General features: G+C 67.9%; 11 protein-coding genes. 5 read left to right on the top strand and 6 right to left on the bottom strand.

Features of this window, described 5'->3' with window-relative positions:
• Positions 1–110: 110 nt before the first annotated feature.
• The 5 genes from FB464_RS04960 to FB464_RS04940 all read right to left on the bottom strand — a co-directional run bounded on the left by FB464_RS04960 (position 111) and on the right by FB464_RS04940 (position 6,069).
• Entirely contained in the window at positions 111–968 is an 858-nt protein-coding gene (locus FB464_RS04960; RefSeq protein ID WP_116414846.1) for a type 1 glutamine amidotransferase, read from the bottom strand.
• Positions 965–2,248, bottom strand: a complete 1,284-nt coding sequence (locus FB464_RS04955; protein WP_116414847.1) for a MurT ligase domain-containing protein — start codon at positions 2,246–2,248, stop codon at positions 965–967. Before FB464_RS04955 ends, FB464_RS04960 begins: the two co-directional genes overlap by 4 nt.
• Positions 2,249–2,251: 3 nt before the next feature.
• On the bottom strand, positions 2,252–3,565 hold the full coding sequence (locus tag FB464_RS04950; protein WP_116414848.1) for an RNA polymerase sigma factor: 1,314 nt from the start codon (positions 3,563–3,565) through the stop codon (positions 2,252–2,254).
• A gap of 214 nt (positions 3,566–3,779) precedes the next feature.
• On the bottom strand, positions 3,780–5,093 hold the full coding sequence (locus FB464_RS04945; protein ID WP_116414849.1) for an MFS transporter: 1,314 nt from the start codon (positions 5,091–5,093) through the stop codon (positions 3,780–3,782).
• 40 nt (positions 5,094–5,133) lie between these two features.
• Entirely contained in the window at positions 5,134–6,069 is a 936-nt protein-coding gene (locus FB464_RS04940; protein ID WP_116414850.1) for a proteasome assembly chaperone family protein, read from the bottom strand.
• A gap of 105 nt (positions 6,070–6,174) precedes the next feature.
• Between FB464_RS04940 and FB464_RS04935 the strand changes: the two genes are divergently transcribed.
• The 3 genes from FB464_RS04935 (at position 6,175) to sucB (ending at position 10,780) form a co-directional block, all read left to right on the top strand.
• Positions 6,175–7,680 carry a leucyl aminopeptidase gene (locus FB464_RS04935; protein WP_116414851.1) on the top strand — a complete coding sequence of 502 codons (1,506 nt, stop codon included), beginning with the start codon at positions 6,175–6,177 and terminating at the stop codon, positions 7,678–7,680.
• Positions 7,681–7,781: 101 nt separating this feature from the next.
• Positions 7,782–9,155 carry a dihydrolipoyl dehydrogenase gene (lpdA, locus tag FB464_RS04930; protein WP_116414852.1) on the top strand — a complete coding sequence of 458 codons (1,374 nt, stop codon included), beginning with the start codon at positions 7,782–7,784 and terminating at the stop codon, positions 9,153–9,155.
• A gap of 125 nt (positions 9,156–9,280) precedes the next feature.
• Complete coding sequence (gene sucB, locus FB464_RS04925; RefSeq protein WP_116414853.1) at positions 9,281–10,780, top strand: 2-oxoglutarate dehydrogenase, E2 component, dihydrolipoamide succinyltransferase; 1,500 nt, start codon at positions 9,281–9,283, stop codon at positions 10,778–10,780.
• 15 nt (positions 10,781–10,795) lie between these two features.
• Here sucB and FB464_RS19705 read toward each other — a convergent pair whose 3' ends face one another.
• Complete coding sequence (locus tag FB464_RS19705; RefSeq protein WP_170151910.1) at positions 10,796–12,277, bottom strand: hypothetical protein; 1,482 nt, start codon at positions 12,275–12,277, stop codon at positions 10,796–10,798.
• Between the two features lie 143 nt (positions 12,278–12,420).
• Between FB464_RS19705 and FB464_RS04910 the strand changes: the two genes are divergently transcribed.
• Together FB464_RS04910 and FB464_RS04905 are read left to right on the top strand one after the other, a co-directional pair.
• Entirely contained in the window at positions 12,421–13,143 is a 723-nt protein-coding gene (locus FB464_RS04910) for a DUF4191 domain-containing protein (protein ID WP_116414855.1), read from the top strand.
• A 169-nt stretch (positions 13,144–13,312) separates the two neighbouring features.
• Positions 13,313–15,487 carry a glutamine synthetase III family protein gene (locus FB464_RS04905; protein ID WP_116414856.1) on the top strand — a complete coding sequence of 725 codons (2,175 nt, stop codon included), beginning with the start codon at positions 13,313–13,315 and terminating at the stop codon, positions 15,485–15,487.
• The last annotated feature ends 16 nt before the right edge of the window (positions 15,488–15,503 follow it).

The raw sequence follows: 15,503 nt of genomic DNA, 5'->3' as shown, positions 1-15,503 counted from the left end.
AGTCGTCATGTCACGGCCAGAACGACCGAAACTCCCCAGTCGATTGGATGGCACCGCGCTTCGTGCCGCGCTGGGAGCGGACGGCCGTTCAGGCCGCCCGCCGCGCTCACTTACTCGGAGAGGGGGGCGGCGGCGATGGTGTCGCGGGCCTTGGCGGCGCGGCGGTCGATCTCGGCGAGCGAGGCAGGCGCCGCGGGGAGCGTGTCACCGCGGCGGGCGAGCGCTGCGGTGAGCAACCAGTCTGCGAGGGCGGGGTTGTTCGCGAGCACCGGACCGTGGAGGTGGGTGCCGACCAGGTTGCCGACCCAGTAACCCTCGACACGGTCATCCGGAGCCACCCGCACGGTGCCTTCGGCGGTCGCCCCCGAGGCAGCGATCGCCGCCGCACCCGCAGACGCGCCGGGACCGTTTGCGGCCACATTCCCGCGACCGTACACGACATGACCGATCGGCGTTGCATCGCCGATGTCGACGTACGATCCGCGGTTCTCGAACCCGACCACCGTGCCGAGCACGGGTGACGACACGACGAAGTCACCCACGACGCGCTCACCGGCCACGACCGTCGTCACCGGGAACACGCCAGCGCCCGTGAGGACGCTGCCGTCGGCGAGCGTCACCGACTCCCCGAGCAGCTGGAATCCGGCGCCGACCGCGAGGATCGGCACGTCGTGCGCAGCCAGCGCACGAAGCGGCGGCGCCACCACGCTCAGGTACGGGTGCGTCTCGAGCTGGGCGGAGACCGGTCCGCTGCCGATGAACACCAGGTCCACCGCGGCGGGCAGGGAGTCGCCGTCTTCGTACCGCTTCACCGTCACGCTGAGTCCGCGGGCCTCGGCCCGGTGCACGAGGATGTCGACGTTGCCGTTCTCACCGTTCATCCCGAGCGTGCGCGGGAAGAGATGCAGGATGTTCAACCGCTCCGACGCGGGTGCCTCGGGCCGGGAAGCGGTGGGGAGCTCGCTCATGCCTGGCCGCCGCCTTCCAGTTCCTTGAATCCGAGGATCTTGCGAATCCCCATCATCTGTTCGTAGTTGAGAATCATCGTCTTGCGACCGTTCGTGGGGCGCGGGAGCGCAAGGAACTGGCGGAGCGCCGCGCGCACGTCGAGGTCGACGGAGCCGACCGGGATACCCGCATAGCCGAGCCGCACAGCGAACTGCCACGCCTTCGACCCGGTGATCACATCGACGTGCGAGAGGGCGGAGAGGTCGATGTCGTAGATCCACGACGGATCCGGCGTCCCCTCGTCGATCGCCATGAACACCTGCTCGGGCTCTGTCGCCAGCGAGTCGAGGTTCAGCTGCAGGCTCGCGGGGTTCTTCATCATGATGATCTCGATGCTCTCGCCGCCCACCTCCAGGAGCTCGCCGCGACCGTAGACCGTCGAGAGACCGCCGAGGGCAGCTGTGACCTTCTCGGGGCGGAAGTCGGCTCCGAGAACGGATCGGGCCGTGGCGGCAGCGCCCGCGGCATCCAGGGCGTAGTGCAACCCGCGTGCGGGGAGCCGCACCTCGATCTGTGTACCGTCGACACTGAGCGTCGCACTCGAGTCGCCGAGAGCCGTGACTGTGACCGCAGCTTCGCGGCCGCCGGCCTCAGCGTGCACGTCGCCGAACCGGTCGGCCGACGCCACCCCATGAGCGGCACCCGAGATCAGCTCGGGGCTGGCACCGAAGAACGACACCTCACGCGAGCCCGGGATGCGCGTGTCGAGATCGACGAGATGGTTGTCGTCCCGGTTCAGGATGAGCGAGGTGGTCGCTGTCAGGGCGACCTGTTCGAGCATCCGCACCACCCGGTCCGGCTCGTGGTACCGGTTCAGCTGGTCGATCTGGATGTTCAGCAGCAGAACTGTACGGGGCTTCAGCAGCTTCGCGAGCTTGGGGCCGTAGCCCTCATCCACCTCGAGGATCGCGATGTCGGCGTCGAGCCGGCCGCCCACAGACACCTGCGACAGCACGGACGACGCGATGCCCTGCGGGAGATTGCCTCCCGAGGGGTTCGTGAACACCTTCAGGCCGTGTTCACGGAGGATGGCCGCCAACATGTTCGTGGTGGTCGACTTGCCGTTGGAACCCGACACCGCGACCACCCCGCGGGGGATGGCCGAGATGGTGTCTTCGAGAAAACGGGGTGCGATGCGAAGAGCGACGGTGCCCGGGATGGCCGAGCCACCGCCACGCAGACGCGCGGCGACCCGGACAGCCCGACCGACTGCGACGGCCGCGCTGGTGCGAACTCCCACGGTTTATTCGAGGTAGTCGCGCAGGGACTGCGACCGCGACGGGTGACGGAGCTTGGCCATGGTCTTCGACTCGATCTGGCGGATGCGCTCGCGCGTCACACCGAACGTGTCGCCGATCTGGTCGAGGGTCTTCGGCATACCGTCACCGAGGCCGAAGCGCATGCGGATCACGCCCGCCTCGCGTTCGGAGAGCGAATCGAGCAGCGACTCGAGCTGCTTCTGCAGCATCGTGAAGCCCACAGCGTCGGCGGGGACGACGGCCTCGGTGTCCTCGATGAGGTCACCGAATTCGCTGTCGCCGTCTTCACCGAGCGGAGTGTGGAGCGAAATGGGTTCGCGGCCGTACTTCTGCACCTCGACGACCTTCTCGGGCGTCATGTCGAGTTCACGGCTGAGTTCCTCGGGCGTGGGCTCGCGGCCGAGGTCCTGGAGCATCTGGCGCTGCACGCGGGCGAGTTTGTTGATGACCTCGACCATGTGCACCGGGATGCGGATGGTGCGGGCCTGGTCGGCCATGGCGCGGGTGATGGCCTGGCGGATCCACCAGGTCGCGTAGGTCGAGAACTTGAAGCCCTTGGTGTAGTCGAACTTCTCGACCGCACGGATGAGGCCGAGGTTGCCCTCCTGGATGAGGTCGAGGAACTGCATTCCGCGACCGGTGTAACGCTTCGCGAGGGACACGACGAGCCGGAGGTTGGCGCCGAGCAGGTGGCTCTTCGCGCGCTGGCCGTCTTTGGCGACCCACTGCAGTTCGCGCTTGGCCGAGGGGCTGAGGCCCTCGGAGTTCGCGAGCTTGTCCTCGGCGAACAGTCCGGCCTCGATGCGCATGGCGAGCTCGACCTCTTCGGCCGCGTTCAGCAGGGCGACCTTTCCGATCTGCTTCAGGTAGTCCTTGACCGGGTCTGCTGTCGCGCCGGTGATGGCGCTCGAGTAGACCGGCACATCGTCGTCGTCGTCGACGAGCGACAGCACCAGCGCACCCGTCGGGAGCGCTTCGGACGCTGCGCCCTTCGAGCTGTCGTCGTCGGAGTCATCGTCGTTCGCGGCAGTTTCGGGCGCGGCGTCACCGTCGGCGACGACGGCAACCACCTCGTCGGTCGTGTCGGTCTCGAGTTCGGCGGCGTCGTCGACGCCCTCCGCATCCTCGTCTTCGGTGTCGGGATCGGCCTTCGCCTTGCTGGCCGTCGCTTTGCCGCGGGCAGCTGTCTTGGTGGCCTTGGGGGCCGCCGTCTTGGCGGGGGTCTTGACTGCCGCCTTCGCGGCAGAGGAGGTCTTCGGGGCTGCGGCTTTTGCCGCGGGAGCCTTCGTGGTGGCCATATGGATCACCTTTCACACTGGCGGAGGTTGCGTCGGGACGGAACTGCGCCCCCGCGCCACTGTCAACCAGAGTTGTTTTTTGACATTACTAAGACCCATGTCAAGTGCTGGGATTTCGCGTGGGCCGACATGCGGACCACCCCAGGACAAGAACGGGTCTCTGCTGACAATTATTGCACGGATCGCGAACCTTGGCTGACAGATGGCGCTTTTGTCAAGTCCGCTTTCGGGACCAGGCCGCAGACAGTGCAACCCACAGCGGCCCCACAGATATTCCCTCGTCCTCTTCTAACTGAAGGCGCGCCCGCCGCCGGGCGTTCAGAAGGAAGAGCACGCCGGCCCCGATGATGACGTACTGCACGCAGAAGGCGATCCGGAACGCGCCCACGTCATAGAGGTTCGCACTGAAGCCCGCACCGTGGAGCGCATCCAGCACCACGCCGATCAGGAACAGCATCACGAAACTCGCCGTGAAACCGCCCACATTGACCACACCGTTCGCGGAGCCGAGGGTGTGCGGCGGGTTGAACGTGCGGGCGAAATCGAACCCGATCAGCGAACCCGGACCGCCCGCGCCCATCGCGACCACGAGGAGCACGATCAGCCAGAACGGCGGTGCGACGGGCCAGACGAGCACCGCCGTCCAGACGATGCCGAGCACCACGACGATCCCGATCACCAGGTTCGACCGGCGGAGCGGGAAGCGGGCGGTGAGCACACCGAGGATCGGGCCGGACACCAGCCCGACCAGCACGATGACGACCAGCAGGCCAGAGGCGAGTGCGGGGCTGTAGCCGAGGGCCGAGACCATGAACGGGAAACCCCAGAACAGGGTGAACACCGTGCCAGACGACTGGGTCACGAAGTGCGACCAGAACCCGAGTTGCGTTCCGGGCCGGCGGAGGGTCGGGCCGAGGCGCGCCATCACCGCCCGGAGCGTCGGCTGCGTCGCGACCGGGGCGTCGGCCGGACGATCGGCGAGCACCACGAGGCTCAGGATGAACGCCAGCACCCCCACGGAAGCCGCCGAGGCGAACGCCGTCGTCCAGCCGGCCGCGTGCAGCACGATCGCGAACGGCACGGCGGACAGGATCTGGCCGATCGCCCCGATGTTGCCCATCCACTGCGACAGCTGCGGCACGATCCGCCCGGAGAACCAGGAGTTCACCAGCCGGATCACGGAGATGAAGACCGCCGAGTCGCCTGCGCCGACCAGGATGCGACCGAGGATCGCGATACCGATGTCTGTCGAGAAGGCCAGGGTGAGCTGCCCGGCCACCATCACGACGGTGCCGATCACGATCAACGCCTTCGGCCCGACCCTGTCGATCAGCACGCCGTTCGGGATCTGCAGCGCCGCGTAGACGATCAGCTGTACGACGGCCAGGCTCGACAGGATGGCCGCCGAGGTGTCGAAGCGTTCAGCCGCAGAGACTCCCGCGACCCCGAGCGTGGTTCGCTGGAGCACCGCCGACACATAGGCCAGGGCGGCGATCCCGAAGATGAACCACGACCGTTTTGAATTCACCGGTCAAGTTTACCGGCGCAGCCAGGCCGAGTCTCGCGAGCTACAGCCCGCCGAACCCCGGCCCCGAGTCATCGCCGCGCCGCTTGATCGCCAGGAAGTTCTCGAGCTCTGCCGCGATCTCGTCGGCCGACGGCAGCTCCCCGTCTTCATCGGTGAGCGGTGACCGGAGCCCCGCGTTCTGCATATAGCTGTCGTGGCGTTCCTCGAGCGTGCCCACGAGCTTCTCGAGCTCGGTGTTCGCCTTGACCTGCTGGTCGATCTTCGTCAGGAACTCACGACCCTCTTCACGCAGCCTGTCGGTCGGGAAGATGAGCCCGGTCGCGGCGCTGATGCTCTCGAGCGAGGCGACAGCGGCGAGCGGGTACTCGGTGTCGGCGAGGTAGTGCGGGATGAGCAGCACGAACCCCGCGATGGGGTGGCCCAGCTGCTGCAACCGGTACTCGGCCAGGTGCAGCACGTTCGCCGGAACCTGCGTGTGCGGCCGCCACACCGACATCGCGTCGGTCAGTTCGACCCGGTTGCCACTGACTGTCACACCGATCGAGCGGGTGTGGGGCACCGGCATCGGGATCGCGTGCACCCACGTCGTGGTCTTGACCTGGAACCGGTCGACGAGGTGGAGTACCGCGGCCGTGAACTGCTCCCAGCGGAAGTCGGGCTCGAATCCGTGCAGGAACAGGAACTGCTGGCCTAGCTCGTCACTGACGAGATACAGGCGGAGGGTCTGCGGCTGGTAGTCGCTCAGGTGGTCCTGGTCGAAGTCGACGATCGGCCGGCGGGCCCGGTAGTCGAGCAGGATGTCGGGATCGAACTCGGCGACCACGCGATTGTTCAGCGTGTCGAGCATGTACTCACCGAACTGGCTGACAGCCGCTCCGGCGTCGGTGAAACCGGTGAGGGCCGCCACCAGGGGCAGGCCCTCGGGGATCAGGTCGACCTCGTCTGCCAATTCGAACAACTCAGTCGGATCCTTCATGTACCCACTCTAATCCGGTCACCGCCCGGCACCCTCTGGGAGCGATCCGCCCGTGGCGAACGCAGGGCACCGTGGTGACACATCGGCGTAGCTAGGGTTAAGCACATGAGCCTCCCCGATATTTCCATCACCTCCCAACCCGCCGCAGAGATCGCCGCCGATGCCCTGGTGCTCGGCGTCGCCCAGGTGGATGACCGTGTCGTCGTCCTGGCCGGCGACACGCTGCCCGCCGACTCCGTGACCGCCCTCGAGGCGATGTTCGCGGGCCTCGGCTTCGGCGGCAAGCGAGACGAGGTGCAACGGGTCGGGCCGGTCACGGGCATCCACTCCCCTGTCGTGATCCTCGTCGGGCTCGGTGTTCCCGAAGCGACACCGGATGCGCTCCGGTACGCGGCCGGAGCGGCAACCCGGCGCGTGCGGGGCTTCGAGACCGTCGCGCTCGGCCTGCCCGTCGGGTCGGCCGCGGATGCCCGGGCGGTGCTCGAGGGTGCGGCGATCGGTGCCTACGACTACACCGAGTACCGCTTCTCGACGCTGGAGGGCCGCTCCGCCGCCGCGGGCAGCCTCATCCTGAGTTCGACGCTCGACGGCGTCGACGCTGCGGTGGAGCCCGCCCGCGAGACGGCCCGGGCCGTGGCGCTCGTGCGTGACCTCGTCAACGCGGCGCCGCTCGACCTCTACCCGGCGACCCTCGTGGAGAAGGCGCGCGCCGCAGCCGAGGGCCTGCCCGTCGAGCTGACGGTCTGGGAGGAGGCAGACCTCCTCGCCGACGGCTTCGGCGGGATCCTGGGTGTCGGACAGGGGTCGACGAGAGGCCCGCGACTGGTCAAGGTCGCCTACCAGCCGAGCGGGGCATCCAGACACCTTGCGCTCGTCGGCAAGGGCATCACCTTCGACTCCGGCGGACTGTCGCTGAAGCCGCCGGCGTCGATGATCGGCATGAAGGACGACATGACGGGAGCCGCGACGGTGCTCGCCGTGGCCCTCGCGGCCGCCGCCCTAGCCCTGCCGGTGCGGATCACGGCGTGGCTCTGCATTGCGGAGAACATGCCCTCGGGCTCCGCCATCCGCCCCGGCGACGTGCTCACGATCCACGGCGGCAAGACCGTCGAGGTTCTGAACACCGACGCCGAAGGACGGCTCGTGCTGGCGGACGGACTCGTCGCGGCCAGCGCGGAGCACCCCGACGCCATCATCGACGTCGCCACCCTGACCGGGGCGCAGGTCACCGCTCTCGGCAACCGCTATGTGGGCGTCATGGGCGAGAACGACCTGGTCGCGTCGGTGCTCGCGTCGGCTGCGGCCTCGGCGGAGACGCTCTGGCACATGCCGTTGCCCGCAGAGCTGAGGCCGCTGCTGAACTCGGACATCGCAGACCTCCAGAACATCAAGCCCGGCAACACGGCGGGCGGCATGCTCATCGCGGGCATCTTCCTGAGGGAGTTCGTCGGCCAGAAGGCCGACGGCAGCGGGCCGATCCCCTGGACCCACCTCGACATCGCGGGACCAGCGATGAACGGCGGGGAAGGATACGGCTTCACGGGCAAGGGTCCGACCGGCGTGACCGTGCGCACGCTGATCGACCTGGCCGAAAGGATGAGCGCTGAGTGACTCGTAGTAGGCTCAGTTGGGCGAAAAAATAACTCGTCGTCAAGACACCTGCGGAGGCGCGGGTGCAGTCACCATGCTCGATGCATAAGGGAGTCTCTCAAGTGTCGGAAACCAATTTTGACATCGTCGTTCTCGGTGGAGGAAGTGGTGGCTACGCGGCCGCCCTCCGCGCCGTGCAGCTCGGCTTCACGGTCGCACTGGTGGAGAAGGACAAACTCGGCGGCACGTGCCTGCACCGCGGGTGCATCCCCACGAAAGCGCTCCTGCACTCCGCCGAGGTCGCAGACGTGTCGCGTGAATCCGCCAAGTACGGCGTGAACACCACGTTCAACGGCATCGACATCGCTGCGGTGACCGCGTACCGCGAAGGCATCGTCACGAGCAAGTTCAAGGGCCTCGAGGGCCTGATCAAGGCCCGGAAGATCACCGTCGTCCGCGGTGAGGGCAAGCTCGTCGCGCCGAAGACCGTGCAGGTCGGCGACGACCTCTACACCGGCAAGAACATGGTCCTCGCCACGGGGTCCTACTCCCGCACGCTCCCCGGCCTCGAGATCGGTGGTCGCGTCATCACGAGCGAGACCGCTCTCGCGCTCGACTACATCCCGAAGAAGGTCGCGATCCTCGGCGGCGGCGTCATCGGTGTCGAGTTCGCCAGCGTCTGGAAGTCGTTCGGCGCCGACGTCTCGATCATCGAGGCGCTCCCCCACCTCGTTCCGAACGAGGAGGAGTCCGTGTCGAAGCAGTTCGAGCGCGCCTACCGCAAGCGCGGCATCGAGTTCTCGCTCGGCATCCGCTTCCAGAGCGTCACCCAGAACGACCAGGGTGTCGTCGTGACGCTGGAGAACGGCACCACGGTCGAGGCCGACCTGCTGCTCGTGGCCGTGGGCCGCGGACCGTCGACGGCGGGCCTCGGCTTCGAGGAGGCCGGCGTCACCATCGACCGCGGCTTCGTCATCACGAACGAGCGTCTGCAGACCAACCTCGAGGGCGTCTACGCCGTCGGCGACATCGTTCCCGGCCTCCAGCTCGCGCACCGCGGGTTCCAGCAGGGCATCTTCGTCGCCGAGGAGATCGCCGGTCTGAACCCGCAGGTCGTCGAAGACGTCAACATCCCCAAGGTCACCTACTCCGACCCCGAGGTCGCGTCGGTGGGCTACACCGAGGCGAAGGCCGCCGAGAAGTTCGGCGCCGACAAGGTCTCGTCCTACGACTACAACCTGGCCGGCAACGGCAAGAGCCACATCATCGGAACCTCCGGTTCGGTGAAGGTCGTGCGGGTGAACGACGGCCCCGTCGTCGGCATCCACATGATCGGCGCCCGCGTCGGCGAGCTCATCGGCGAGGGCCAGCTCATCGTGAACTGGGAGGCGTACCCCGAAGACGTCGCCTCGCTCGTGCACGCGCACCCCACGCAGAACGAGGCCCTCGGTGAGGCGCACCTCGCCCTGGCCGGCAAACCGCTCCACGCGATGTGACATCCCGATCCACCTAAACTCGTACTGCCTGCCTGTACGAACTGACACACTGCACGACCTGACACACTGAACACGCAGCACTGAACACGCAGCACTGAACGTTTTGCGAAAGAGGAGACCTACCGATGAGCGAATCCGTCAACCTTCCGGCACTCGGTGAGAGTGTGACCGAGGGAACGGTCACCCGCTGGCTCAAGAACGTGGGCGACCACGTCGAAGTCGACGAGCCCCTACTCGAGGTGTCGACCGACAAGGTCGACACGGAGATCCCCTCCCCGATCTCAGGCGTCATCGAGCAGATCCTGGTGCAGGAAGACGAGACCGTCGAGGTCGGTACTCCGCTCGTCACCATCGGCGACGGGTCGGGTGCGGCCGCGGCTGAGCCCGAGGTCCCCGCCGCAGAGCCCGCTCCCGCTGAGGCAGCGCCGGCAGAAGCAGCTCCGGCTGCTCCGGCCGAAGAGGCTCCCGCTGCCGAGGTCCCCTCGGTGGATGCCCCGACCGAGGCCGAGGCCCCGGCACCGGCGCCCGCTCCGGAGCCTGCGCCCGCTGCCGCTGCTCCCGCTCCGGCTGCTGCTGCTGCTCCCGCTGCAGTTCCCGCTCCGGCTGCTGCCGCTCCGGCCCCTGCCGCAGCCGCTGCCGCTCAGGCCCCCGCCGCTGCCGCCGCCGCTCCGGCCCCTGCCGCAACGGCTCCGGCCGCCGACGCTGCGGGCAGCAACGCCGGTTACGTGACGCCGCTCGTGCGTAAGCTCGCGCACGACAACAGCATCGACCTCTCCACGGTCACCGGATCGGGCGTGGGGGGCCGCATCCGCAAGGAGGACGTGCTTGCCGCCGTCGAGGCGAAGTCGTCCGCAGCTCCTGCTTCGGCACCCGCTGCCGCTGCCGCACCGGTGAAGCTCGAGACGTCGCCGCTCCGCGGTTCGACCGTTCCGATGTCACGCCTCCGCAAGGTCGTCGCAGAGCGCGCCGTCATCTCGATGCAGACCAGTGCCCAGCTCACGTCGGTGGTCGAGGTCGACGTGACCAAGGTCGCCGCCTTCCGCACCAAGGTGAAGGACCAGTTCGCGGAGAAGACCGGCACCAAGCTGTCGTTCCTCCCGTTCTTCGCCCTGGCTGCTGCTGAGGCCCTGAAGGCGTACCCGATCATCAACGCCACCATCGACGGTGACTCGATCGTCTACCCGGACCACGAGAACATCAGCATTGCCGTCGACACCGAGCGTGGTCTCCTCACGCCCGTCGTGCGGAACGCGGGCGAGCTCGACCTCGCCGGCCTTGCCAAGGAGATCGCCGATCTCGCAGCGCGCACCCGCGACAACAAGCTGAAGCCCGACGAGCTCGGTGGCGGCACGTTCACGCTGACCAACACCGGTTCTCGTGGCGCGCTGTTCGACACCCCGATCGTGTTCCTCCCGCAGGTCGCCATCCTCGGCACCGGCATCGTTGCGAAGAAGCCGGTCGTCGTGACGGTCGACGGCAGTGACGCGATCGCGATCCGCTCGACGGTCTACCTGGCCCTGAGCTACGATCACCGCATCGTCGACGGAGCCGACGCCGCCCGCTTCCTCGTCGCGGTCAAGAACCGCCTCGAAGAGGGCAACTTCGCGGGCGTCCTCGGCATCTGACGACACCGGTGAGCCTCACGGCCCACCACCGAACAGTTCCCTGATGCGCCAACCGGCCTCGCCCTTCACCAGAAGGAGCGAGGCCGGTTGGCGTTGGGCGCCTCCCCCGACCACCTCCACCAACGCCGACGCTCCCACCGCCTGGACCAGCCGGTAGCGCCGGGCCGGCGCTCCCGCACCTTCGGGTGTAGGCCCTGTGGCGGGAGCGCCCGCTGCGCCCGGCGCGGGGGGCGCGGTCGGTGTCACCGGCGAGGGCGGTGTGCCCGCCGTGGGCGGTGTGCCCGCCGTGGCCGATGCGCCCGGCGCGGTCGGTGCCCCCGCCGTGGCCGAGGCGCCCGGCGCGGTCTGTGCGGGACTCTGCGACGGAGGACTCTGCGACACCGCGGCCCTGTCCGCCGTGCGAGCGGCGGAATCCGGTTGGTCGACCCGTTCCAGGCACGGGAGCGACCGAGCCGCCAGACACCTCTCGCGAAGCACCAGAAGGGCACCCGCTGCCGCCGCCGGATCGTCTCCTGCGATGAGTGCGTCCGCCTCGGTGGTGGCGCCAGCCGACGGCTCGGGAGTGGTCGGCGGAGCGGAAGCCGGAGCGGGTGCCTGTTTCCCGGCAGCGACGGGATCCGGCGACCCGGCTGCCGGCAGGCTGACCAAGGCACCGACAACGGCCGCAACACACACCACCGCTGCCACCAGCAGGGTGCGGGCACGCACACGCCGCCCCTCGCCCCGCCGCAGCTGCCCCCACGCCGCAATCGCCGCCGGGGCACGACGTATTACCGCACCCACGTCAGCCACCCATGACCGGAGCCTCGCCCGCGGCCGCGCCGCTTCGACGTCGCCCCGGGTCACTTCGTCGACCTCGGCCGTGATCCCGGCCAGCACCCCAGCGGTCTCCGACTCCCAGTCGTAGCCGGAGCTGTCGTAGCCAGAGCTGTCATCGCCGGAGCTGTCATCACCGGCGGTCGATCCCGGCAGAGTCACAGCCTCCGGCGTCGCCAGCTCGAACAGCCGATCCTCACACTCCCTGACGAAGGTCTCCCGCCGGCCGCGCTCCAACCTCGCCAGTTCTTCAGCGAGGAACGGAGTCGCGCGGAGCCTCGCCTTCGCTCCCGGAACCGGCCCGGCCGCAACCGACCCGGCCCCAACCCTCCCGGCCCCAACCTTCCCGCCCCCAAGCGACATGGCCTCGCGCGGCCCAGTATCCCCCGGCACAACCTGCCGCGCGAGTTCCACGAAGGCACGGCAGTCCGCGACCATCGCCGCCCGGAACCCCGCATCCAGCACCTCGCCCCGCCGGTGCTCGACGCACCTCGCCCAACCGTCGAGCGTGGCCTTTCCCGTGTCGTCGAAGAACACCGTTCGTACGGAGACCGCGCCGTGCGTGCAGTCCAGCGTGTGCAGGTCATCGAGGGTCTGGAGCACGGGGACGAGCACGGTCACGGCCTCCCCCGGTGTGGGAGCACGTTCGGCCAGAAGGGCGGCGAGGGTGGTACGGGTCATGGAACACGAGCGTGCTGCGTCACGGTGCCGCCGGGCATCCGGATACCAGCATCTGTGGACAGTTCGCCCACAGCGCCACAAGTGGACGAGGAGATGCACCCCACCGAGCATCCGACGACCCTCCGACTCGGTACCATGGTCGTATGGCACGCAGCAAAGAGAAAGCCCCGAAGGCTCCCAAGAAGCCGAAGGAAGACGGTCGCATCAAGCAGATGTGGCAGGTCTTCCAGATGACCCGCCGGTACGACAAAAACATCGTGCTGCTGCTGGTGCTGAGCATCCTGGTACCCGTGGCCATCGGCCTCGTTCTCGCACTGCTGCTGAGCGACGGCAACGGTTTTGTCATCGCCATGTGGATCGTCGCCGGTGTGCTCGCGGGCGTCCTCATCGCCCTGATCGTGCTCGGCAGGCGCGCCGAGGCCGCCGCCTACGGCCAGATCGCCGGCCAGCCCGGTGCTGTGGGCGCTGTGCTCCGCAGCTCGCTGAAGCGCAGCTGGCGGGGCAGTGAGATGCCCGTCGCCGTCAACGGCAAGACGCAGGACGCTGTCTACCGCGCCGTCGGCCGGGGCGGGGTGGTGCTCATCAGCGAGGGCCCGAAGTCACGCACCACGCGCATGCTCGAAGACGAACGCCGCAAGGTCCTGCGGGTGCTGCCGAACGTGCCGGTCACGTTCCTCTCCGTCGGCCCTGACGATGACGCGGTGCCGCTCCACAAGATCCCGGCGAAGCTCAACCGAATCAAGCCGAACCTGACCAAGCCCGAGGTGCTGGCCGTCAGCAACCGGCTCACGTCTCTCGGCTCGGGCAACCTGCCGATCCCGAAGGGTGTCGACCCGATGAAAGCACGCCCCCAGCGCGGACGCTGATCCGGCGGCCCCCAGACGGGTCACATCCGCGGAATCCCGCGGACCCGCCAGCACCACCCTGTCACAGACCGTCACGCGCCCGAAACATCCCTGAGACAACCGCTCCCTAGATTTGCCCCACCGGATACAGCCGCCCTGCGGACGAACTCCGCGCACACAAGGGGTACACATGAGCAACAAGGTCCGTTTGCAGGCTGTCCGCGACGTTGAGGCCTATGTGCCTCCCGCGGTCAGCTTCATCGACTCGGAGGCGCCGGGCGAGATCTTCGGCGAGAACGTCTTCAACCAGGTCGTCATGCAGAAGCGCCTGCCGAAGTCGGTCTACAAGTCGGTCATGGCGACCATCGAGCACGGCGCGATGCTCGACCCTGCCATCGCCGACGCCGTGGCAAGTGCGATGAAGGACTGGGCGCTCGAAAAGGGCGCCACCCACTACGCACACGTCTTCTACCCGCTCACCGGTCTCACGGCGGAGAAGCACGACAGCTTCTTCGAGCCGATCGGCGACGGAACGGCCCTCGCCGAGTTCGCTGGCAAGACCCTGACGCAGGGTGAGCCTGATGCGTCCAGCTTCCCGAACGGCGGGCTCCGCAACACGTTCGAAGCCCGCGGCTACACGGGCTGGGATGTCACGAGCCCTGCCTATGTGCTCGAGAACCCGAACGGCAACACCCTGTGCATCCCGACCGTCTTCGTGTCGATGACGGGTGAGGCCCTCGACCACAAGACGCCGCTGCTCCGCTCGCAGCAGGCGATGGGCACGCACGCCGAGCGCGTGCTGAAGCTGTTCGGGCACACGGATCCCGAGCACGTGGTGTCGTACTGCGGCCCTGAGCAGGAGTACTTCCTCGTCGACCGGCACTTCTTCCTCGCTCGCCCCGACCTGCTGAACGCCGGACGGACCCTGTTCGGCGCCAAGCCGCCCAAGGGCCAGGAGTTCGACGACCACTACTTCGGCGCGATCCCCGAGCGTGTTCTCGGCTTCATGATGGACACCGAGCGTGAGCTCTTCAAGCTCGGCATCCCCGCCAAGACCCGCCACAACGAGGTCGCCCCCGGCCAGTTCGAGATCGCCCCGATGTTCGAGAAGGCGAACCTCGCGGCCGACCACCAGCAGCTGCTGATGACGACATTCAAGACCATCGCCAAGAAGCATGGCATGGAGTGCCTGTTCCACGAGAAGCCGTTCCAGGGCGTCAACGGATCGGGTAAGCACGTGAACTTCAGCCTCGGAAACTCCGAGGTCGGCAGCGTGTTCGTGCCCGGCGACACGCCCCACGAGAACGCTCAGTTCCTGGTCTTCTGCGCGGCGGTCATCCGCGCAGTGCACAAATACGCTGGTCTCCTCCGGGCTTCCGTCGCCAGCGCCACCAACGACCACCGCCTCGGTGCCAACGAGGCTCCCCCGGCGATCATCTCGATCTTCCTCGGCGACCAGCTCGCCGACGTTTTCGAACAGATCGCCAAGGGGCCGGCCACGAGCTCGAAGGGCAAAGGCAAGATGGTCATCGGCGTCGACACGCTGCCGGTGCTGCCCACCGACCCGGGCGACCGCAACCGCACCAGCCCGTTCGCCTTCACGGGCAACCGGTTCGAGTTCCGCGCGCCGGGCTCGATGCAGTCCGTCGCCGGCCCGATGACCACGATCAACACGATCATGGCCGACTCGCTCGACTACATCGCCACCAACCTCGAGGCCGCGGTGGCCGACGGAACGGACTTCGACCAGGCGGTGCAGACGATCCTCACCGAGATCATCAACGAACACGGATCCGTCGTGTTCAACGGTGACGGTTACGCCGACGCGTGGCCGATCGAAGCCGAGAAGCGTGGACTGGCGAACCTCAAGACCACGCTCGACGCGCTGCCCGAACTGATCACCGAGCCCGCCATGGACCTGTTCGAGAAGTACAAGGTCTTCAACCACCGTGAGATGCACAGCCGGTACGAGATCGGGCTCGAGCAGTACACGCTCACCATCGGTGTCGAGGCACGGCTGACCCTTGAACTCGGAACGACCGTCGTGCTTCCCGCGGCCGTGCGTCACCAGACCGAGCTCGCGCTCAACATCGGTGCGCTCAAGGCCGCCGGCGTCGAGACCGACACGTCGACGCTCGAGACGGTCTCCGTGCCGCTCGCCGAACTCCGCGCGGCTCTCGTCGTGCTGAAGAGCGCGCTCGACGACGACGGTCACCACGAGGCGCTGGCCGAGGCCGAACACGCCCGGAACGCCCTGCTGCCGGCCATGGCGGCGGTTCGCACCGCGGCGGACACGCTCGAGGAGATCGTCGCCGACGACCTCTGGGCGCTGCCGACCTACCAGGAGATGCTCTTCATCCTGTAGACCGACGGTGCGGGCA

Source organism: Subtercola boreus, from assembly GCF_006716115.1.
GTDB lineage: Bacteria > Actinomycetota > Actinomycetes > Actinomycetales > Microbacteriaceae > Subtercola > Subtercola boreus.
This window is presented reverse-complemented; position numbering and strand designations above follow the sequence as displayed.

What these genes read in the sequence shown, in the direction of transcription:
- FB464_RS04940 (WP_116414850.1), bottom strand. Translation starts at nt 6,069, where the DNA reads ATGAAGGATCCGACTGAGTTGTTCGAATTGGCAGACGAGGTCGACCTG.
- FB464_RS04960 (WP_116414846.1), bottom strand. Translation starts at nt 968, where the DNA reads ATGAGCGAGCTCCCCACCGCTTCCCGGCCCGAGGCACCCGCGTCGGAG.
- FB464_RS04950 (WP_116414848.1), bottom strand. Translation starts at nt 3,565, where the DNA reads ATGGCCACCACGAAGGCTCCCGCGGCAAAAGCCGCAGCCCCGAAGACC.
- sucB (WP_116414853.1), top strand. Translation starts at nt 9,281, where the DNA reads ATGAGCGAATCCGTCAACCTTCCGGCACTCGGTGAGAGTGTGACCGAG.
- FB464_RS04935 (WP_116414851.1), top strand. Translation starts at nt 6,175, where the DNA reads ATGAGCCTCCCCGATATTTCCATCACCTCCCAACCCGCCGCAGAGATC.
- FB464_RS04910 (WP_116414855.1), top strand. Translation starts at nt 12,421, where the DNA reads ATGGCACGCAGCAAAGAGAAAGCCCCGAAGGCTCCCAAGAAGCCGAAG.
- FB464_RS04905 (WP_116414856.1), top strand. Translation starts at nt 13,313, where the DNA reads ATGAGCAACAAGGTCCGTTTGCAGGCTGTCCGCGACGTTGAGGCCTAT.
- FB464_RS19705 (WP_170151910.1), bottom strand. Translation starts at nt 12,277, where the DNA reads ATGACCCGTACCACCCTCGCCGCCCTTCTGGCCGAACGTGCTCCCACA.